This window comes from Alteraurantiacibacter aestuarii (assembly GCF_039523595.1).
GTDB lineage: Bacteria > Pseudomonadota > Alphaproteobacteria > Sphingomonadales > Sphingomonadaceae > Alteraurantiacibacter > Alteraurantiacibacter aestuarii.
This window is the reverse complement of sequence record NZ_BAAAFP010000002.1, coordinates 1,292,407-1,310,774: the sequence shown is the minus strand read 5'-3', so window position 1 is coordinate 1,310,774 and position 18,368 is coordinate 1,292,407. Positions and strand designations below refer to the sequence as shown.

Sequence of the window (18,368 nt, the reverse complement as noted above, 5' to 3'; positions counted from 1 at the left end):
AAAGGCGGTTTATGGCACCGCCATCGGCACACAGATCGGGATCCAACAAGAGGGCGCAGTTCGGGCTGTTCGCCGGCTATGTTGTAGCTGGCACGGGCGCGCTGATCGGTGCCGTCCTGCTGGTGATCTCGCTTTGGCGTCCCGATACCTTCCTCGGCCTCAGGTCCATGGCAACAGACCTGGCCGCCCCTGCGGGACAGGCTGGCGCGGCAACACGCACCGAAACCCGCAATATCTTTGAGGCAATTGCCGGATATTATGACGCCGGCAGCAAGAATGCGGAGCTGGAGCGGGAGATCGCTATCGCCCGGGTCAGGCTGGCCGAAGCCGAAGCTCTGGAGCTTGAGAATGAGCGGCTGAAGGCGGCCCTGAACCTGACGACGGGTGATACCGCGCCGATAACCACCGCGCGGCTGATCGGCTCCACATCGTCCAGCGCCAGGCGCTTTGCCTATCTTTCAGCCGGGCGTCATCAGGGCGTGACGGCGGGGATGCCGGTAACATCGCCAATGGGGCTGGTGGGCCGCGTGCTGGAAGCTGGCGCAGACAGTTCGCGCGTGTTGCTGCTGACCGATAGTGAAAGCATGGTGCCCGTGCGGCGCGCGGTCGGCAATGTGGTGGCATTTGCCGAAGGGCGCGCCGATGGATCGCTGCGCATCAGGCTGATCAATCTGGGCATAAATCCGCTGGAAATTGGCGACGTGTTTGTCACTTCGGGCGCGGGCGGCCTGTTTCGTCCCGGAGTTGCCGTGGCCATGGTCACCGAAATTACCGAAGATGGCGCGATCGCCCAATTGCTGAGCAATCCGGCAGCAACCGATGTGGTGATTGTGGAGCCGATCTGGCAGCGCGAGGCCGTGGCGGCAGCTCAGGCGCCACTGGAATCGGATTCCCAGCCAGATTCGCAGCCAGAACCGCAGGCCGAGTAATGGAACGGTTCAACCCGCAGGCACGCAGAGATGCCTATGGCAGCAAGATCAATCGCGATCATTCACCCGCGCTGGTGTTCGGCGTGCCGTGGATCACCATATTGCTCGGTTCTCTGACCCCCATGCTGCCGATCATTGCCCCGGCACCGGTGGTTCCCCCGCTTGGCCTTCTGTTCCTGATCGCCTGGCGCCTGCTGCGCCCAGGCCTGCTGCCCTTGTGGGCGGGATTTCCGCTGGGCTTGTTCGACGATCTGTTTTCGGGCCAGCCAATGGGCAGCGGCATTCTGCTGTTCTCGCTGGCGATGATCGCCATCGATCTGCTCGAGATGCGCTTTCCGTGGCGGGGTTTCTGGCAGGACTGGCTGACCGCCAGCCTGATCCTGATCGTCTATCTGTGCGTCGCCGCGCTGGTATCCGGCGCGCAATTGACTGTCATCCATCTGGGAGTCATCGTGCCCCAGATATTATTGTCCATCGTTCTGTTTCCCCTGGTCGCCCGCATCGTATCCATGCTTGATCGCATCCGGCTGCTGCGCGTGCGGCGGATCGGCTAGGGCATGAACAAGGCGCCTACCTCCTCCACGCTGAAACAAACCTTCGACCGCCGCACATTTGTAGTGGGTGCGGTGCAAGGCGGCATTGGCCTGCTGCTGGCTGCGCGCATGGGCTACATCGCGGTGGCCGAGAATGAGAAATACCGGATGGAGGCGGAGAGCAACCGCGTAAATCTGTCGCTCATTCCGCCGCGCCGGGGCTGGATACTTGATCGCAACGGCTCCCCCCTCGCCTCCAACCGCGCGGATTTCCGCGTCGATATCATACCCGAACGGGTGAAGGACGTGGATGCAACGGTGGCCATGCTGGGCGATCTGCTGGCCTTCACCGAGATTGAAAAACAGGACCTGCGGGACAAGCTGGAAGATGGCGCGGGTTTTCGCGCCGTGCCGGTTGCCGCCGGGCTCGATTACGAGAAATTCGCCGCCGTCAGCGTCCGCCAGCCCGAATTGCCCGGCGTGGTGCCGCAGCGCGGATTCTCCCGCTATTACCCGACCGGCCCATCGGTCGGCCATCTGATCGGCTATGTTGGTGCGGCAAGCCGCGAAGAATATGACCTGGAGCCTATCCCGCTGCTGGTCACGCCCGGCTTCAAGCTGGGCAAGGACGGGCTGGAAAAGCAGTTCGAACAGCAATTGCGCGGAGAGCCGGGAGCCAGGCGCGTGGAGGTCACAGCCTCAGGCCGGATCGTGCGCGATCTGGAAACGCGCGACGATGTGCAGGGACAGGCGATCAAGCTGACGATCGACGGCCCGCTGCAGGATTATGCCGCCCGCCGTATCGGCATGGAATCAGGCTCGGTGGTGGTGCTCGATTGCCTGACCGGCGACCTTTTGTGCATGGCCAGCATGCCCAGCTTTGATCCCAACAGCTTCTCTGACGGGATCGGCCGGGTCGAATATCAGATGCTGAGCGAGAATGAGCGCGTGCCGCTGCGCAACAAGGTGCTCAAGGGGCTCTACCCGCCCGGCTCCACCGTCAAGCCGATGGTGGCCATGTCGTTCCTGGAGGCCGGCCTTGACCCGGAAGCGACCGTGAGTTGCCGCGGCGGGCTGCGCGTGGGCAATCGCGTGTTCAATTGCTGGAACAGGCGCGGCCACGGCACCGTCAACATGGCCAAGGGCATTTACCAGAGCTGCGACGTCTATTTCTATCACTTCGCCCAGCAGCTGGGCATGGATGTGATCGCCCCCATGGCCAGGCGTTGCGGCATGGGTCAGACATTCCCCCTGCCCGTGCTCAGCCAGTTCTTTGGCACTGTGCCCGACCCGGCGTGGAAACTGGAGAAATACGGTCAAACCTGGCAGCCCTTCGACACGGTGAACGCCACTATTGGACAGGGCTATATGCTGGCCAATCCGCTGCAGCTTGGGGTGATGGCGGCGCGGCTTGCAACCGGGCGACAGCTGACCCCGCGCCTGATCCTTGATGGGTCGTCCCCGCGCTTCGATCCGATGGGTTTTTCGACCGATCACGTCCATCTGATCCAGTCCGCCATGAGCGATGTGGTCAACGGCCCCGGCACCGCTGGGCGCGCCCGCATTCCCGTTCCGGGCATACAGATGGCCGGCAAGACCGGCACCGCGCAGGTGGTTGGCCTGAACATGTCCAACGGCAAATCCGGCCCGTGGAAATACCGCGACCACGGCCTGTTCATCTTCTTCGCACCGTTCGACAACCCGCGCTATGCTGGCGCCGTAGTGATCGAGCATGGCGGCGGATCGGGCGCAGCCTATCCGATTGCGCGCGACGTGATGACCTTCATGTTCGATCCGGCAAAGGGACTTGAGGCCCTGCACGCGATGGAGCGCCAGTGGGGCGGCACCGCGCAGCAGCGGCTGGATGCCGATTATGCCCGCTATGCCCAGGCCGCCGGGATCGACATCCCGCCCCCGCCCGATCCCGATACGCTGGCGCAGCTGGTGGATGCCGAAGCGCGCGCCGCCGCGCTGGAGCCCGATGCCGCCGTAACAGGTGCCATCACGCCAAGGTCCGAAGCCAATCCCGGCGCGGAAGGAGCGGACACATGAAGTCATCGCTGACCTTGCCTGCATCCATCGCCCGTATTCCCTGGGCCATGCTGATCCCGCTCACCTTGCTGGTGATGTTTGGCGCGGCAGTGCTCCATTCAGCCGCCGGCGGATCAATGGAGCCTTATGCCTCTTCGCATCTGATCCGGTTTGGGGTGTTCCTGGTGATGGCGCTCATCATGTCCCGCTTTCCGCGCGACTGGGCCTTCATGGCGGCCTATCCGGTCTATGGCACGGTCCTGCTGCTGTTGCTGGGCGTGGAGATTGTCGGCCAGGTTGGCGGTGGCAGCCAGCGCTGGCTGGAGCTGGGCTTCCTGCGGCTGCAACCATCTGAACTGATGAAACCCGGCATCGTGCTGGTGCTCGCAAGCTTCTTCCACACATTGCCGGTGCCGATGATCAGCAGCTGGCGCGCGCTCATCCCTCCAGCCATCTTGATGGCCCTGCCCATGGGCCTGGTCCTCATGCAACCCGATCTGGGCACAACGCTGGCCATCGCCTTTGGCGGGGCGGTGATGCTGTTTCTGGCTGGCCTGCCGGCGCGGTGGTTCGTAGGCGGCGGGCTTGCTGCGATGGTCGCCCTGCCAATCGTCTATTTCTTCGGCATGCAGGATTACCAGCGCCAGCGGGTCACCACCTTCCTCGACCCGGAAAGCGATCCGCTGGGATCTGGTTACCACATCACCCAGTCCAAGATCGCCATTGGATCGGGCGGGCTTACCGGCAAGGGCTTTGGCGAAGGATCGCAAAGCCATCTCAACTATCTGCCCGAACCGCATACGGACTTCGTATTTGCCACCATGGCAGAGGAATGGGGACTGATGGGCGGGCTGCTGGTGCTGCTGATCTTCGGCATCGTGCTGCGCTGGGGGATGAATGTTTCGCGCGCTGCCAATGATCGTTTTTCCCGCCTGCTGGCGGCCGGAATGACCGCCACGATATTCTTCTATGTCTCGATCAATCTGATGATGGTGATGGGCCTTGCGCCCGTGGTGGGCATCCCCTTGCCGTTCATGAGCCACGGCGGATCATCGATGATGACCAACATGATCTGCATCGGTTCGCTGATGATGGTGGACCGCTGGAACAGGCAAACCGGCACTTCCTCGCTTTGAGGGCCTTTTCACGCGCGAAACATCCGCTATATGAGCGCCTCCCCGTGATTCGCGGGGCCCCCGGAAAACCCGGTACGGACGCATAGCTCAGTTGGTAGAGCAGCTGACTCTTAATCAGCGGGTCCTAGGTTCGAGCCCTAGTGCGTCCACCACCCTTCTCCAGCTCATAACGCCCCGATCTGCAGATTGCCTGTTTCGCTTCGCCTTGGGTGAAGCTAAGCCGCTGGCATTGTTTTGACGAAGGGGAATGACGGGTGAGTATCTGCAAGGGCCGTGTGGCCGTGGTGACCGGGGCCAGCTCTGGTATTGGCGAAGCTGTGGCGCTGTCCTTTGTCGAAAAGGGCGCCAAGGTCGTGCTGGCGGCGCGGCGCACCGATCGTCTGGCGGATCTGGTTTCGCGGATTGAGGCGATGGGCGGCGAAGCGCTGGCGGTTGCCACCGATGTGACGGACGAGGCCGCGGTGCAGAACCTGTTCGCCAGCGCTGTGGAGCGTTTTGGCACCGTCGATTACCTGATCAACAACGCCGGTATCGCCGACAGCACTGCTGCTGACGAGCTTGATCTGGAATTGTGGATGCGGGTGATCAACACCAACCTCACCAGCGCCTTCCTGTGCGCCAAGCATGCCTTCCCGATCATGAAAAAGGGCGGCCACGGGCGGATCATCAACGTCGGCTCGATTTCGGCCCGCGTGCCTCGGGCGGAAAGCCCTGCCTATACCGCCAGCAAGTTCGGCCTCAATGGCCTGACCCATTCGCTGGCACTGGATGGGCGCGATCACAACATCGCCGTGTCGATCTTCCATCCCGGCATCGTGGCCACGGAAATCCTGCCCGGCTCGGTCAAACTGCCGGAGAATTTCGCCGCCCAGCCCAAGGATGTCGCCGATATCATCGTGCATATGTGCGACGTGCCCGACCACCTCAATTTCTATGAGGCGCTGATCGTGCAGAACAAGCTGCCCTTCCTCGGCCGCGGCTGAGCCTGATGCCGGGGGATCTGGGCTGCTATAACATCGCCGACCTGCGCGAGGGGGCGCGGCGGCGGCTGCCCAAGGGCGTGTGGGAATATCTGGAACGCGGGGTCGAGGATGAAACCGGCATGGCGCGCAATCGCCATGCGTTGGACGCGCTCACCTTCGTGCCACGCGTGCTGCGACGGGTCGACGCGGTAGACACCACCAGCCCGATCTTTGGTCAGCCCAGCGCCCTGCCCATGGCCATTGCGCCCACCGGCGCGGCGGGGATCATGTGGCACAAGGGCGATGTCCACCTTGCCCGGGCGGCGGCACAGGCCGGGGTGCCCTTCACCATCTCCAGCGCCAGCACGATGGATGTAGAGGATATTGCCGCAGTCGGTGGACGCTTGTGGTTCCAGCTCTATCTGCGCGAAGATCGCCAGCTTTCCTACGATGTGGTGGCACGCGCGCATGGCGTTGGCTGCGAGGCCCTGTTTGTCACGCTGGACCTGCCGGTACAGCCTAATCGCGAGTATCTGCACCACAACGGATTTGGCATGCCCTTTGGCCTCAACCGCAAGAACATGGCCGATCTGATGCTCCACCCGCGCTGGCTGGCGGGAGTGATCGGCAGGTACATGCTGGAAGGCGGCATTCCCGCACAGGCCAACCTGCCTGCTCATCTGCGCCATTCGATAGCGCGTGGAGCCAAGCCGGGTGCGCTGTTCAAGCAGGACGATCTGGACTGGGAAGGCGTGGCCGTTCTGCGTGACAAGTGGCCGGGCAAGTTCGTGCTGAAGGGCATTCTCCATCCCGATGATGCGCTGCGGGCGCTGGCGATGGGCGCAGACGGGATCGTCGTCTCCAACCACGGCGCACGCTCGCTCGACGGATCAATTGCCTCGATAGACGCCCTGCCCGCCATTGCCCGCGCGGTCGGCGGCAAGATGACGATATTGCTCGACAGCGGAATCAGGCGCGGCAGCGATGTGGTGAAGGCAAAGGCGCTGGGCGCAGATGCCGTGATGGTTGGCCGTGCGCCGCTGTATGGGCTGGCAGCGGCAGGCGAAGCGGGCGTGACCCGTTCGATTGACTTGCTTCACGCCGAAACACGCCGCGTGATGGCGATGCTCGGCCTGCGCAATATGGACGAGATTACCCCCGCCCTGCTTGCCTGATCAGCCTTTCATGCCGTGATAATCGCGGAACCAGTCAACGAATTTGGGCACACCAACGTCTACCGATGTGGTGGGCGCATAGCCAAGATCGCGGCTGATCGCATCGATATCGGCAAAGGTTCGCGGTACATCGCCGGGCTGCATGGGCAACATGTCCAGCTGCGCCTTCTTGCCGCAGGCATCTTCCAGCACGGCGATCACATCCATCAGGTGCTCGCAGCGGTGATTGCCGATGTTGTAAATGGCATGCGGCTTTGTGCTGCCGCCGGCCTTGACCGTGCCATCATCTGCAGGCGGTGCATCAAGGCTGGCAATGACGCCCGCCACGATATCGTCGATAAAGGTGAAATCGCGCCAGACTTCGCCGTTGTTGAAGACCGGGATCGGCTCACCCGCCAAAATCCTGGCGGTGAACAGCCACATCATCATGTCGGGCCGTCCCCACGGTCCATAGACGGTGAAGAAGCGCAATCCTGTCTGCGGCAGGCGGTAGAGATGGGCGTAGGTCTCGCTCATCAATTCGTCCGATTTCTTGGTGGCGGCATACAGCGACAGCGGGTGATCCACCCGGTCATCCACCGAGAACGGCGTCTTCTCCGCGCCGCCATACACAGAACTGGAACTGGCATAGACCATGTGCTCCACCTGCCGCTCCCGAGCCATTTCGAGGATGTTGAGGTGGCCCATCACATTGGCCTGAATATAGGCACGCGGATTTTCGATCGAATAGCGCACGCCCGGCTGCGCCCCCAGATGCAGGATGCGGTCGAAATGTTCGCCCTCCATCCCCTCTGCCAAAGCCGTATGGTCGGAGAAATCGAGTTTCCTGAAGGCAAAGCCGTTGCCGTGAAGCTGCGCCAGGCGATCACGCCGCGCCAGCTTCAGATCGACCTGATAGTAATCATTGAGATTGTCGATCCCCAGAACCTCGTCCCCGCGCGCCAGCAGAACGTCAGAGACGGCGGCGCCAATGAAACCTGCCGCGCCGGTTACCAAGATTCGCATCGCATACCCCAATCGCTTGTGCCGGTGACGTCCGGCGGGCTCATCGTGCCCTGCCTGCCATGTATAAGCCTACTATATATAAATCGTGAGCAGGGAAGCACGTGCGGCCGCGCTTCATCCGATCTTGTCCTGATTTCACCGTGCTGACGCCAATCTGTCCTTGATTGCCTGCTGGTAGCGATCCAAACCGGGCGCCATGCTCAATATCCTTCCCGCACTTGTGGCTGCCATCATGCTGGCCGCGCCGCTTCCCGCTTCGGCTCAGGTGGATGACGCAACCGCCGCCCTGCGCGTGCAGGACCTGCGGCTGGCGCGCATTTCGGAACGCATGCTCGCGGCCAATGTAACCCTGTGCAACGCCACCATGCCGCTGACGGGGATGATCCTGCACAGCCGGGACCAGTACTCCGATCAGCAGGCAGGCTGGTTCACCAATGGCGACGTGACGATTGCATCCGTCCTGCCCGGCTCACCGGCGCAGCTTGCAGGTTTGCAGGAGAACGATGGCATCGCCGCGCTGAACGCTGTGGCAGTTGACGCTCTGGCCCGCGTGGAGGGGGAGCCGCGCCGGGACACGGTATTTGACTGGATTGCCGCGCAGGAGAGCGCGACGCTCGCCATCACCTACAGGCGCGGTGCGCAAACGCATGAAGCGGACCTGGCCGTGCCGCGCGGTTGCCGCGCTCTGGTGGAAATCCTTACCGAAAACGGCAAGACAGCGCGGTCGGACGGGCGCGTGATCCAGATCAGCTATGGCATGGCCGGCCAGCTGAACGATGATGAGCTGGCGGTGGTTTTCGCGCATGAGCTGGCGCACAGCGTGCTGGAACATCGGCGGCGGCTGGTGGCAGCCGGGGTCAGCAAGGGCCTGCTGGGAGAAATCGGCCGTAACCAGCAACTCAACCGGCAAGTGGAGGTGGAGGCTGACAGGCTGGGCGTGCACCTGCTCGCCAATGCCGGATATGATCCGATGATTGCCCCGCAATTCTGGCGATCCGATATGGGGAACTCAGCCGGGGGCGGGATGATGCGCAGCTGGATCTATCCATCGCACAACGCCCGGGCCGATATTGTCGAGCGGGAAATCCAGCGCCATTTGCCGCTGCATGCAGGACCCAGCTGGCCTGGCCATCTGCTGGATCTGAGAGAGCGCGGTTTTAACGAGAACTAGATCTGGTGGTCGCGCTGCGGCGCCTCGCTGATATCGATATAATGCCTGTCAAAATAGGTCAGCGGCGCAGCATCCTGACGGTGCTTGGCCGCCAGCAATTCGCCGATGAAGATGCTGTGCGTGCCGAATTCATGACGATGGGCGGTGCGGCAGATGAAGCTGGATTGCGCGCTGGCCAGCACCGGCACGCCATCGGTATCTTCCCAGTCACCGACGGAAAAACGATCCGCCGCGTCGGGCTTCATGAAATGTTCGGCCACATCGCGGTTGCCGAGGCCGAGCACGTTCACGCAGAAAGTCTTCTGCGCGAACAAAGGATCATGCAGGGATGATGTGCGGTTGATGCACACCAGCAGCGATGGCGGATCGAAGCTGAGCGAACTGACCGCCGTGGCCAATATGCCGAAGCGAACGCCCTCATGCATTGTGGTGACCGCATAGACGGTGGCCGCAACATGACGCATGGCATCGCGATAAGCGGCCAGCAATTCGTCCCTGTTCTGCGCTGAATCGCTCACTGATCCTCCAACCCCGCCTTCAATGCGGTGCTGCGGCTTCTGGTGCAAGTGCGAAGATGAATGTGATGCAGGCCTCTTGCAATCACATTTCAATGTGATATCCGGCGGTCATGGCAGACAACACAATCGATAAAGTGCGCACGATCATTGAAGAGGGGCGCATGACGCGCGCGGGCCTGGCCCGTGCCGCTGGCCTGCACGCCAATACCTTGCGCGAATGCACCGATGAAAGCTGGAACCCCACCGTCGACACGCTCGGCAAGCTGGAGCGCTTCCTGTCCGAAAACGATGATACGCCGGTGCTGGTGGGGATCGAGGAGATCATCGATGAGGCCCGCAATGGCCGCATGTTCATCCTGGTCGACGACGAAGATCGCGAGAATGAGGGCGACCTGATCATCCCGGGGCAGATGGCCACGCCTGATGCGATCAACTTCATGGCCACATACGGGCGCGGGCTGATCTGCCTTGCCCTCACCCCTGCCCGCGTTGAAACGCTGGGCCTGCAATTGATGAGCCGCACCAACCGCACACGGCATGAAACCGCCTTCACCGTGGCGATAGAGGCGCGCGAAGGCGTGACCACCGGCATCAGCGCAGCGGACCGTGCGCGGACGATTTCGGTCGCCATCGATTCGTCCAAGGGCGCGGACGATATCGTCACACCGGGCCATGTCTTCCCGCTGGTGGCGCGCGAAGGCGGCGTGCTGGTGCGCGCCGGCCATACAGAGGCCTCCGTCGATATTGCGCGGCTGGCCGGGCTCAATCCTTCGGGCGTGATCTGCGAGATCATGAACGAGGACGGGTCGATGGCCCGCTTTGACGACCTGATCCGCTTTGGCCGCAAGCATGGCCTGAAAATCGGCACGATCCGCGACCTGATTGCCTATCGCCGGCAGCACGATCACCTGGTCGAACAGCGCGAGGAAATCCGCTTCAAGAGCCAGTGGGGCGGTGACTGGCGCGCCATCAGCTTCTGGAACAAGGCCACCAAGGGAGAGACGATGGCGCTGGTCAAAGGCCACATCAATCCGGCCTTGCCAACGCTGGTGCGCATGCATGCGCTGTCTATCTTCGATGATGTCTTCGCGCAGGAAACCGACCGTCACGGCCTGCTGGAAGGCGCCATGCGTATCATTGGCGATGAAGGCGCGGGCGTTGTGGTGCTGATCAACCGCCCCTCCCCCAATTTCGCCTCACGCGCGATCCGCGCGCTCAACAAGCAGGAACCGCTGCCCGAAAGCGACAATGACATGCCGCCCGAACAGCGCGATTATGGCGTTGGCGCGCAGATCCTGTCCGAACTTGGCGTGCGCGACATGGTACTTTTGACCAACACAAAGCACTCGCTGGTTGGCCTGGAGGGCTATGATCTGTCCATCGTGGGCGAACGGCCCATAACTCATGCTCATTCTCCCGAAGGACCCAATTGATGGCCCGTTTCCTGATCGTCGAAGCCCGTTTCTATGCTCATCTGAACGATATGCTGATTGCCGGCGCAAAAGCTGCGCTGGAGGCCAAGGGGCACCACGTCGACGTACTGACCGTCCCCGGCGCGCTGGAAATTCCCGGTGCGCTCGCCACAGCAGCCGAGAGCGGCCAGTATGAAGGCTTCGTCGCCCTAGGCGTGGTCATTCGCGGTGAGACCTATCACTTTGAAATCGTTGCCGGGGAAAGCGCGCGCGGGATCATGGCGCTGACCATGGACGGCATCGCCATCGGCAATGGTATCTTGACCACCGAGAACGAAGAGCAGGCCATCTACCGCGCCGACCCCGAACAGGCGAACAAGGGCGCAGGCGCTGCCGAAGCAGCCATGGCGCTGCTCGCACTGCAGGAGAAATTCGCATGAGCCAGAACCCCGCAATCGCTGGAATTCCGCTGGTCCTTGGCGGCAATGTGTTCGGCTGGACCGCCAGCGAGGCAGACAGCTTCGCAGTGATGGACCGCTTTTACGAAAAAGGCGGACGGATGATCGATACGGCGCAAGGCTATTCGGTCTGGGTCGAAGGGCATGAAGGCGGCGAGAGCGAGAAGGTCATCGGAAAGTGGCTGGAATCCCGCGGTGTTCGTGCTGACATGCGCATTGCCACCAAGACCAACATGTCCGCCGCAAAGGGTGGCCTGGAGGCACACAAGATAGCCACAGAGCTGGACAAGTCGCTTGAACGGCTGCGGACGGATTACGTCGATCTGTATTACGCCCACACCGATGAGGACCAGACTCCGCAGCGCGATGTGGCGGCGGGTTTCGATGCGCTGGTCAGGGCTGGCAAGGCGCGCGCGCTGGGCGCGTCCAACTTCACCGCCGATCGGCTGCGCTCCATCCTCGATATCGCCGATGCCGACGGGCTGACCGGTTTCACGGTGCTGCAAAATGAATATAACCTCGTGATGCGTGAGGGTTTCGGGCCGGAAATGCAGGAATTGTGCATCAGCCGCGGCGTCGCCATGCTGCCATGGTTCGGGCTTGCTGCCGGTTTCCTGACCGGCAAGTACCGCACGAAGGAAGACCTTGAGACCCATAATCGCGGATCGAGCATCGGGCGTTTCTTTGAAAAGGGCCTGACCGTTCTGCCCGCTCTCGATCAGGTCGCCGTGAAAACCGGTGCGAGCCACGGCGCAGTGGCGCTCGCATGGTTGCTTGCCCAGCCCGGCATCACCGCCCCCATCGCCAGCGCCCGCGTGCCGCAGCAGCTGGACATTCAGTTTGAAGCGCTGGCGCTGGAACTGAGCGCAGCCCAGCTGGCGCTGCTGACCGCAGCCAGCGACTGAGCGGACATCATGGGCGGCAGGCCATGAGCAACGAACCGCCGCCCTATGATGTAATCGGCGTCAACTATGCCGATCTCAGGAAACCCGATCCACGGATCGCCGTGCAGATAGATGCTGCACTGGGCTGTGCGAAGACGGTTCTCAATGTCGGGGCTGGTACAGGATCGTATGAACCGGCAGCGCGCCAGGTCACCGCGATAGAGCCATCTGCGGCCATGATCGCACAGCGCGCGCCGGGGTCCGCACCTGCAATCCAGGGCCAGGCCGAAGCCCTGCCTTTTGCGGACAACAGCTTCGATGCATCGTCGGCCATCCTGACCATCCATCACTGGACTGATCAGGCCAAAGGGCTGGCAGAGATGCGCCGGGTCACGCGGGGGCGGATCGTGCTGCTGACCTTTGACCCCATGCACAAGGGCAGCTGGCTGGGCGATTACCTGCCGCAATTGCGCACGCTGGATGAGGCGCAGATGCCGCGCATGGAGGATTATGCGCGATGGCTTGGTCCCGTAGAAATTGCTTCGCTGGAAGTACCGTGGGATTGCAGCGACGGGTTCCTCTACGCCTTCTGGCGCCGGCCTGAAGCCTATCTCGATCCGCGCATACGCTCGGGCAGCTCGTCGTTCTGGAAACTGGGTGACACCCAGGAAGGACTTGTCCGGCTGGCGGAAGATCTGCGCAGCGGCCTATGGCACGAACGCCACTCTGATCTTCTAGCGCGGGAGAGCTGCGACGTTGGATATCGGCTGGTCATCGCAGATTCTTTCGGAACCTGCGCGCCCCTCAATCGCTCATCATCGCATGAACGGACCGCTGGAATGGATTGCCGCCTTTGGCACGATGATGGCGGCGGGGCTCATTGCCGCTGACCTTGGCCGGCGCGCCACGGGCTGGGGCTTTGTGCTGTTCTGTGCCGTGTCTGCGGTGTGGATCGTCTCCGGCATGACATCCGACGCCATGCCCATCGCGGCGATGAACGCCATCCTCCTGCTCATCAACATCTGGGGTGTGTGGCAATATCTGCTCAGCCCGAAGAACCGCCGGGTGATGGAGAAAATGGAAGCCATTGAGGAAGATGTTGAACGCCAAGTCGAAGCGGAGATGCAGCGCGAATGACGCCGGGAACAGCGCCGGTCAGTCCGCTGCGTAACCGGTATCAATCGGCTCCCCGTCCGCGCCCAGTGTGAGCGTGCGGCCGGTATCGGGATCGACCGGATTGCGGTTATTCTCCGCACAGGCATAGTCCATGATCCGCGCGTCGCCTTCGAACTTGCGATAGGTCTTAGTCACTGTCCACGGCGCGGTCAGCGCGGCGGGGTCCTCCATGGTGATGACGGCTTCCATCATCCCGTCCTCCCGCTTGCGCAGGCGGGTGGTGCCATGCGCCTGATCGGACAGGATCAGCCCGGTGCGGTCGACAATCGTGCCATCCTCGCCGCGCAGGCCGATGGTGGTGAAAACCAGCGTATCGCCTTCCCAGTGGCCGACCGAGTCGCCTGTATATGTGGGCCAGATCACATCGGCATCCATATGGTCACGGCCATCGGTATAGATGCGCACCACATTGGGGCCGTTCTCGGTCAATATCCACGTCTGGCCGGGCGTGACCACGAATTCATAGCCATCCACCACCTGCATCACGCGCGGAAAGCCCACCGGCGTGCCGCAGGTGGTGACGGGATCGGGGAAGCGATCCTGCACAACCAGCGCGATATTGCGCTGATATTTCGCCTCCCACTCTTCATTATAGGGCGGATGTTCGCGCGCACCGGGATCACCGGCGCGGGCCCCTTCGGGCACCATGGTCGGACGGTCATAGACCGTGCCGCCCACCAGTTCCCACACGCCGCTCCAGTCAGGAAGATCATCGGCCAGCGCGGGTTGCGCAGAAAGAAGCACTGCAAGCGGTGCAATGACGGTGAGCCAGCGCTTGCGGATATTCATCGCCCTGCTCATCGCCCCGCTCACCGCCCAGTTCAACGCCATGACAACCGGTTGCCCTGCGCATCGATGGCATAGACCATCGCCCCGCCCGGCGCGCCGTCCCGCATCGGATTCATTACCACGGTCACGCGGTCTCCGGGCTGGAATGTGGTGCGCCGCCAGCCCCGGCGGGACATGGAATTGGGGCTGCCCAGCTCGATCGAATATTCAACCTCGTCGGCGCCCTGCCCCACCCGCAATTGCAGCCAGCTGTGCGGATTGGTCCACTGGAATTCGCGCACGACGCCGGTCAGCGTCACTTCCCGCTGAACATCGAACATGCCGAAGGAATGATGCGCAAACGCAGGCTGCATCGCAGCCCCGCCGCCGCCAAGCGCCAGCGCACAAAGCACCGCACCAATCCGCTTGCATGCCATCATTTTCTCTCCCTTGTGCGCACAATATCAAGTGCAGCGCCGGGAGCAAGGTGGCAGCTTGGACCGATCAGCCAAGCCGGCCGAAGCAGCCCTTGCCGGCATAGATTGCGCTGTCGCCCAGCTCTTCCTCGATCCGGATCAGCTGGTTGTATTTTGCCAGACGATCGGAGCGCGCGAGCGATCCGGTCTTGATCTGTCCGCAATTGGTGGCAACCGCCAGATCGGCAATGGTGGCATCCTCGGTTTCGCCCGATCGGTGCGACATGACCGAGGTGTAACCCGCACGGTGCGCCATATCGACAGCCTGCAGCGTTTCGCTCAGCGTGCCGATCTGGTTGACCTTGACCAGCAGCGAATTGGCCAGGCCCATCTCAATGCCCATCGCCAGACGCTGGGGATTGGTGACGAACAGATCGTCGCCTACCAGCTGGACCTTGCCGCCAAGCTTGTCGGTCAGCAGCTTCCAGCCTTCGAAATCGTCCTCGGCCATGCCGTCCTCGATCGACCGGATCGGGTAGGCGGCGCACAGGTCTGCCAGATAATCGACCATCTCGGCGGCGCTGAGCGATGTGCCCTCGCCCGCCATGTCATAGCGGCCATCGGCGAAATATTCGGTGGAGGCGCAGTCCAGCGCCAGCGCCACATCCTGACCCGGCTTGAAGCCTGCGCGTTCGATCGATGCCATGATGAAATCCAGCGCATCGCGCGTGCTGGCAAGGTTGGGGGCAAAGCCGCCCTCATCGCCAACCGACGTGGACATGCCCTGATCGGACAGGCCCTTCTTCAGCGTGTGGAAGATCTCCGCGCCCCAACGCACCGCTTCGGCAATGCTGTCTGCGCCCACCGGCATGATCATGAATTCCTGAATGTCGATGGGGTTATCGGCATGTTCGCCGCCGTTGATGATGTTCATCATCGGCACGGGCAGGACATGCGCGGAAACGCCGCCGACATAGGAATACAGCGGCAGGCCGCGCGAATTGGCAGCTGCCTTGGCCACGGCCAGGCTGGTGCCCAGGATCGCATTGGCGCCCAGATTGGCCTTGTTGGCGGTGCCGTCCAGTTCCAGCATGATCGCATCGATATCGCGCTGGTCTTCGGCATCCACGCCCAGCAGCGCATCGGTGATCGCTTCGTTGACCGCATCGACGGCCTTGAGAACACCCTTGCCCAGATAGCGATCCTTGTCGCCATCGCGCAGCTCGACCGCCTCATGCGCGCCGGTCGATGCACCTGATGGCACAGCCGCGCGGCCAAAGCTGCCGTCTTCCAGCAATACGTCCACTTCCACCGTCGGGTTGCCCCGGCTGTCGAGGATTTCACGGCCATGGATATCGATGATCGCGGTCATGCGTCGGGCTCCGTCTGGTGATTGGTGTTGTAATATGCTAAGACACCCCCAAATCGGAGGCCTGCGGCCTCCTATGCCGCGGAACAAAACGGTGCAAGCCGCGTTGAAAAATAGAAGGGCGGGTCATTTTTGACCGCGCCAGTGTTCACCGGGGGGTCTCCCCCCTTTCGAGAGACCGGAAAGGGTATTTCACATGGCCGGAAAAACAGCCAAACCCAAGACATCACCAGCAGTCGAGCCTGAAGTTCAGGCCGCCACGTCCGAGGCCAAGACGCGCTTCAATGCAGCGCTTGAAGAAGCCAAGGCTGGCGCTGCCGTACTGACAGGCGAAGCGCGTGAACGCGCCACGACTGCCGCAACCGAAGCCCGCGCCCGTAGCGAAGACTGGGCTGCCGAAGCCAAGACCAAGGCCGGCGAACTGGCCACCGAAGGCAAGGCCAAGGCCAGCGAAGCGCTGACCGGCCTGAGCCGGATTGTTGAGGAGAATGCTCCTGCAATCGACGAAAAGCTGGGTGAGAAATACGGCGAATATGCGCGCAGCGCGTCGCGTTCGATCCAGAACACTGCTACCACGCTGAATGACAAGAGCGTGGAGGAACTGGGCGCAGATGCACGTGAATATGTTCGTACAAATCCCGGCAAGGCACTTGGCTTCGCGGCAATTGCAGGCTTCCTGCTGTCTCGCCTGTTTCGCAGGTAAGCAGTCTTGACCCCCGCCAGGGAGGATGGGCCCGCTATCCTGCCCGATAGCGGCGAGTTAACGCTGCCCGATCCGCCGGAGGACCACGCCCCGCAGGATAACTCCTCGGGTGCGCCTTCCGGCGGGGCGCGTTCAATAATCGACGATGTCGCAGACCTGGTGCTCGACGCCAGGACCTATCTCGATGCCGAGCTTTCCTATCAGAAAACCCGCGCGAGCTTTGTTGGCGACAGGGTGAAGCGGACGATAGGATATGTCCTTATTGCCGCGATACTTGGGCTGGTGGCACTGATCGGTCTGGTAATGGGCCTGATCATCGCGCTGACCCCGCTGATAACCGCATGGGGCGCAACCGCCGTGGTAATCGGCATCATGACCGTGATCATTTTCATCCTGTTGCGCGGCGCAGGCAGCGCCTGGGGAGAGATGATGGACGCGGTCAACGAAGGCAGAAGCGAAGAAAACGGGGATAGCTGACCATGGCCGATCTGAAGCAGCGCCTGGCACAGGACCGGGCCAATCGCGATGCCGCGCGCACACTCGTTACCCATGATGTCGATTTCCTGAAGGATGGCGTGCGCGAAAAGGGCTTTGGCCTGCGCATGCTGGATTTTGGCCGGGACAATGCCCGCATCGCCACCGATGGCGCAAGGGACCTGGCCCAGAACAACCGCGGCATCGTTGCAGGCGGCCTCGCCCTCGCTTTGGCAGGCGTGGCCGCGTGGATTTATCGCAAGCCGATCATGGAAGCGGGCCGTTCGCTGCTGGCGGACATGCAGGCCGAGACGGAAAAACTGCTCGGGGAACCCGATGAATCGGCAAACATTGCCAATACAGACACAAATTTTGATGGAGCCCCCAAATGACCGAGACCAAGGACGCCAAGCGCCAGGAAATCAAGGAGCGGATTGAAGCCGCTCAGGCCCGCAATGAAGAGCGCGGCGGCAACAACCTGATGGAACGCGTCAGCGAAAAGGCCGTCGAGGCGAAGGACGGCTTCACCTCCTTTGCCAAGGAACACCCGGTGGCAACCGTTGCTGGCGGCCTCGCCATAGGTGTGCTGATCAGCGCCATGTTCAAGAACTCTCCCACCCGCCGTGCCGGCCGCGCCGCCGGAGCCAAGGCCGCCGGCCTTGCCGCACTGGGCAGCGAAATCGCCGTGGCATTGGCACAGCAGGTGATGGAAGCCTCTGCCGAAGCAAAGCAGGCGGGTGCCGAAAGGCTGGAAGACCTGAGTGACAGTCTTGGTGACACGGCCCGCCGGGTGAAGCGTGAAGCAAGCTACCGTGCAGGCGGGGCGAGCGATACAGCCCGCGCAACCGCTCGCGACGTAGGCAAGACGCTTGCCCGCACAATCCGCCGCCGCTGATCGGTCGCCGTTGATCAGCCGCATTCTTCGCACTTGCAGCAAGCGCCCGTTCGCGTAAGTAGCCACTGAAACCGGATTACGAAAACGAAAGGGTCACATCATGGAAAAACAGCTCCTCCATCTGGTCATGGGCGGACGGGTCACTGACCCGCGCAGCACCGAATTCCAGGATTTGAAGGATATCCATGTGGTCGGCTTCTACGCCAGCTATGCCGAGGCCGAAGAAGCCTGGCGCGGCTGGGCACAGCGCACGGTGGACGATGCGGAGATGAAGTACGTCATCGTCCATCTCCACCGCCTGCTGGAACCCGACCTTCCCGGCGAGTGATCGCGCGGCTAAAAATCTGAAATAA

General features: G+C 62.2%; 22 protein-coding genes and 1 tRNA gene. 18 read left to right on the top strand and 5 right to left on the bottom strand.

Going from position 1 to position 18,368, the window contains the following annotated elements; translation table 11 throughout:
• Positions 1 to 11 precede the first annotated feature (11 nt).
• From ABDZ98_RS09925 to ABDZ98_RS09895, 7 genes are all read left to right on the top strand, one after another.
• On the top strand, positions 12 to 929 hold the full coding sequence (locus tag ABDZ98_RS09925) for a rod shape-determining protein MreC (protein ID WP_343807113.1): 918 nt from the start codon (positions 12 to 14) through the stop codon (positions 927 to 929).
• Entirely contained in the window at positions 929 to 1,483 is a 555-nt protein-coding gene (gene mreD, locus ABDZ98_RS09920; protein WP_343807110.1) for a rod shape-determining protein MreD, read from the top strand. Before ABDZ98_RS09925 ends, mreD begins: the two co-directional genes overlap by 1 nt.
• A 3-nt stretch (positions 1,484 to 1,486) precedes the next feature.
• Positions 1,487 to 3,514, top strand: coding sequence for a penicillin-binding protein 2 (mrdA, locus tag ABDZ98_RS09915; RefSeq protein WP_343807107.1), 2,028 nt, complete (start codon positions 1,487 to 1,489; stop codon positions 3,512 to 3,514).
• Positions 3,511 to 4,629 carry a rod shape-determining protein RodA gene (gene rodA / locus ABDZ98_RS09910; RefSeq protein WP_343807104.1) on the top strand — a complete coding sequence of 373 codons (1,119 nt, stop codon included), beginning with the start codon at positions 3,511 to 3,513 and terminating at the stop codon, positions 4,627 to 4,629. Before mrdA ends, rodA begins: the two co-directional genes overlap by 4 nt.
• 76 nt (positions 4,630 to 4,705) lie before the next feature.
• A tRNA-Lys gene (locus ABDZ98_RS09905) sits at positions 4,706 to 4,781 on the top strand.
• 102 nt (positions 4,782 to 4,883) lie between these two features.
• Positions 4,884 to 5,612 carry an SDR family oxidoreductase gene (locus ABDZ98_RS09900; protein WP_343807102.1) on the top strand — a complete coding sequence of 243 codons (729 nt, stop codon included), beginning with the start codon at positions 4,884 to 4,886 and terminating at the stop codon, positions 5,610 to 5,612.
• 5 nt (positions 5,613 to 5,617) lie between these two features.
• The gene (locus tag ABDZ98_RS09895; RefSeq protein ID WP_343807100.1) at positions 5,618 to 6,766 is read left to right on the top strand and encodes an alpha-hydroxy acid oxidase; all 1,149 of its coding nucleotides are present in this window, start codon (positions 5,618 to 5,620) and stop codon (positions 6,764 to 6,766) included.
• Here the strand turns inward: ABDZ98_RS09895 and ABDZ98_RS09890 are convergent, their stop codons facing one another.
• Positions 6,767 to 7,771, bottom strand: a complete 1,005-nt coding sequence (locus ABDZ98_RS09890) for a GDP-mannose 4,6-dehydratase (protein ID WP_343807098.1) — start codon at positions 7,769 to 7,771, stop codon at positions 6,767 to 6,769.
• A gap of 196 nt (positions 7,772 to 7,967) precedes the next feature.
• Here ABDZ98_RS09890 and ABDZ98_RS09885 point away from each other — a divergent pair, with 196 nt between their 5' ends.
• Positions 7,968 to 8,942: a M48 family metalloprotease gene (locus ABDZ98_RS09885; protein WP_343807096.1), complete on the top strand. Its 975-nt coding sequence runs from the start codon at positions 7,968 to 7,970 to the stop codon at positions 8,940 to 8,942.
• On the opposite strand, the gene ABDZ98_RS09880 is transcribed toward ABDZ98_RS09885, so the two are convergent.
• On the bottom strand, positions 8,939 to 9,460 hold the full coding sequence (locus tag ABDZ98_RS09880; protein ID WP_343807094.1) for a flavin reductase family protein: 522 nt from the start codon (positions 9,458 to 9,460) through the stop codon (positions 8,939 to 8,941). The two genes, ABDZ98_RS09885 and ABDZ98_RS09880, sit on opposite strands and share 4 nt — an antisense overlap.
• A gap of 110 nt (positions 9,461 to 9,570) precedes the next feature.
• Here ABDZ98_RS09880 and ribB point away from each other — a divergent pair, with 110 nt between their 5' ends.
• The 5 genes from ribB to ABDZ98_RS09855 are packed head-to-tail and all read left to right on the top strand — an operon-like array spanning position 9,571 to position 13,351.
• Positions 9,571 to 10,893 carry a 3,4-dihydroxy-2-butanone-4-phosphate synthase gene (gene ribB / locus ABDZ98_RS09875; RefSeq protein WP_343807092.1) on the top strand — a complete coding sequence of 441 codons (1,323 nt, stop codon included), beginning with the start codon at positions 9,571 to 9,573 and terminating at the stop codon, positions 10,891 to 10,893.
• Positions 10,893 to 11,312, top strand: coding sequence for a 6,7-dimethyl-8-ribityllumazine synthase (gene ribH, locus ABDZ98_RS09870; RefSeq protein ID WP_343807090.1), 420 nt, complete (start codon positions 10,893 to 10,895; stop codon positions 11,310 to 11,312). Before ribB ends, ribH begins: the two co-directional genes overlap by 1 nt.
• A complete protein-coding gene (locus ABDZ98_RS09865; protein WP_343807087.1) occupies positions 11,309 to 12,235 on the top strand; it encodes an aldo/keto reductase in 927 nt (308 codons plus the stop codon). Before ribH ends, ABDZ98_RS09865 begins: the two co-directional genes overlap by 4 nt.
• A 23-nt stretch (positions 12,236 to 12,258) precedes the next feature.
• The gene (locus ABDZ98_RS09860; RefSeq protein WP_343807084.1) at positions 12,259 to 13,104 is read left to right on the top strand and encodes a class I SAM-dependent methyltransferase; all 846 of its coding nucleotides are present in this window, start codon (positions 12,259 to 12,261) and stop codon (positions 13,102 to 13,104) included.
• Complete coding sequence (locus ABDZ98_RS09855) at positions 13,037 to 13,351, top strand: hypothetical protein (protein ID WP_343807081.1); 315 nt, start codon at positions 13,037 to 13,039, stop codon at positions 13,349 to 13,351. The genes ABDZ98_RS09860 and ABDZ98_RS09855 overlap by 68 nt, the downstream gene beginning before the upstream one ends.
• An 18-nt stretch (positions 13,352 to 13,369) precedes the next feature.
• On the opposite strand, the gene ABDZ98_RS09850 is transcribed toward ABDZ98_RS09855, so the two are convergent.
• The 3 genes from ABDZ98_RS09850 to eno all read right to left on the bottom strand — a co-directional run bounded on the left by ABDZ98_RS09850 (position 13,370) and on the right by eno (position 15,946).
• Positions 13,370 to 14,221 carry a hypothetical protein gene (locus tag ABDZ98_RS09850; protein ID WP_343807079.1) on the bottom strand — a complete coding sequence of 284 codons (852 nt, stop codon included), beginning with the start codon at positions 14,219 to 14,221 and terminating at the stop codon, positions 13,370 to 13,372.
• On the bottom strand, positions 14,212 to 14,598 hold the full coding sequence (locus ABDZ98_RS09845) for a DUF6152 family protein (RefSeq protein ID WP_343807076.1): 387 nt from the start codon (positions 14,596 to 14,598) through the stop codon (positions 14,212 to 14,214). The genes ABDZ98_RS09850 and ABDZ98_RS09845 overlap by 10 nt, the downstream gene beginning before the upstream one ends.
• Before the next feature lie 64 nt (positions 14,599 to 14,662).
• Entirely contained in the window at positions 14,663 to 15,946 is a 1,284-nt protein-coding gene (gene eno, locus ABDZ98_RS09840; RefSeq protein ID WP_343807073.1) for a phosphopyruvate hydratase, read from the bottom strand.
• A 193-nt stretch (positions 15,947 to 16,139) separates the two neighbouring features.
• On the opposite strand from eno, the gene ABDZ98_RS09835 reads away from it, so the two are divergent.
• The 5 genes from ABDZ98_RS09835 to ABDZ98_RS09815 all read left to right on the top strand — a co-directional run bounded on the left by ABDZ98_RS09835 (position 16,140) and on the right by ABDZ98_RS09815 (position 18,343).
• Positions 16,140 to 16,646, top strand: a complete 507-nt coding sequence (locus ABDZ98_RS09835; protein WP_343807070.1) for a hypothetical protein — start codon at positions 16,140 to 16,142, stop codon at positions 16,644 to 16,646.
• A gap of 6 nt (positions 16,647 to 16,652) precedes the next feature.
• The gene (locus ABDZ98_RS09830) at positions 16,653 to 17,123 is read left to right on the top strand and encodes a phage holin family protein (RefSeq protein WP_343807067.1); all 471 of its coding nucleotides are present in this window, start codon (positions 16,653 to 16,655) and stop codon (positions 17,121 to 17,123) included.
• A gap of 2 nt (positions 17,124 to 17,125) precedes the next feature.
• A complete protein-coding gene (locus tag ABDZ98_RS09825; RefSeq protein WP_343807065.1) occupies positions 17,126 to 17,512 on the top strand; it encodes a hypothetical protein in 387 nt (128 codons plus the stop codon).
• The gene (locus tag ABDZ98_RS09820) at positions 17,509 to 18,015 is read left to right on the top strand and encodes a hypothetical protein (protein WP_343807062.1); all 507 of its coding nucleotides are present in this window, start codon (positions 17,509 to 17,511) and stop codon (positions 18,013 to 18,015) included. Before ABDZ98_RS09825 ends, ABDZ98_RS09820 begins: the two co-directional genes overlap by 4 nt.
• 100 nt (positions 18,016 to 18,115) lie before the next feature.
• On the top strand, positions 18,116 to 18,343 hold the full coding sequence (locus ABDZ98_RS09815) for a DUF4170 domain-containing protein (RefSeq protein ID WP_343807058.1): 228 nt from the start codon (positions 18,116 to 18,118) through the stop codon (positions 18,341 to 18,343).
• Positions 18,344 to 18,368: the final 25 nt, after the last annotated feature.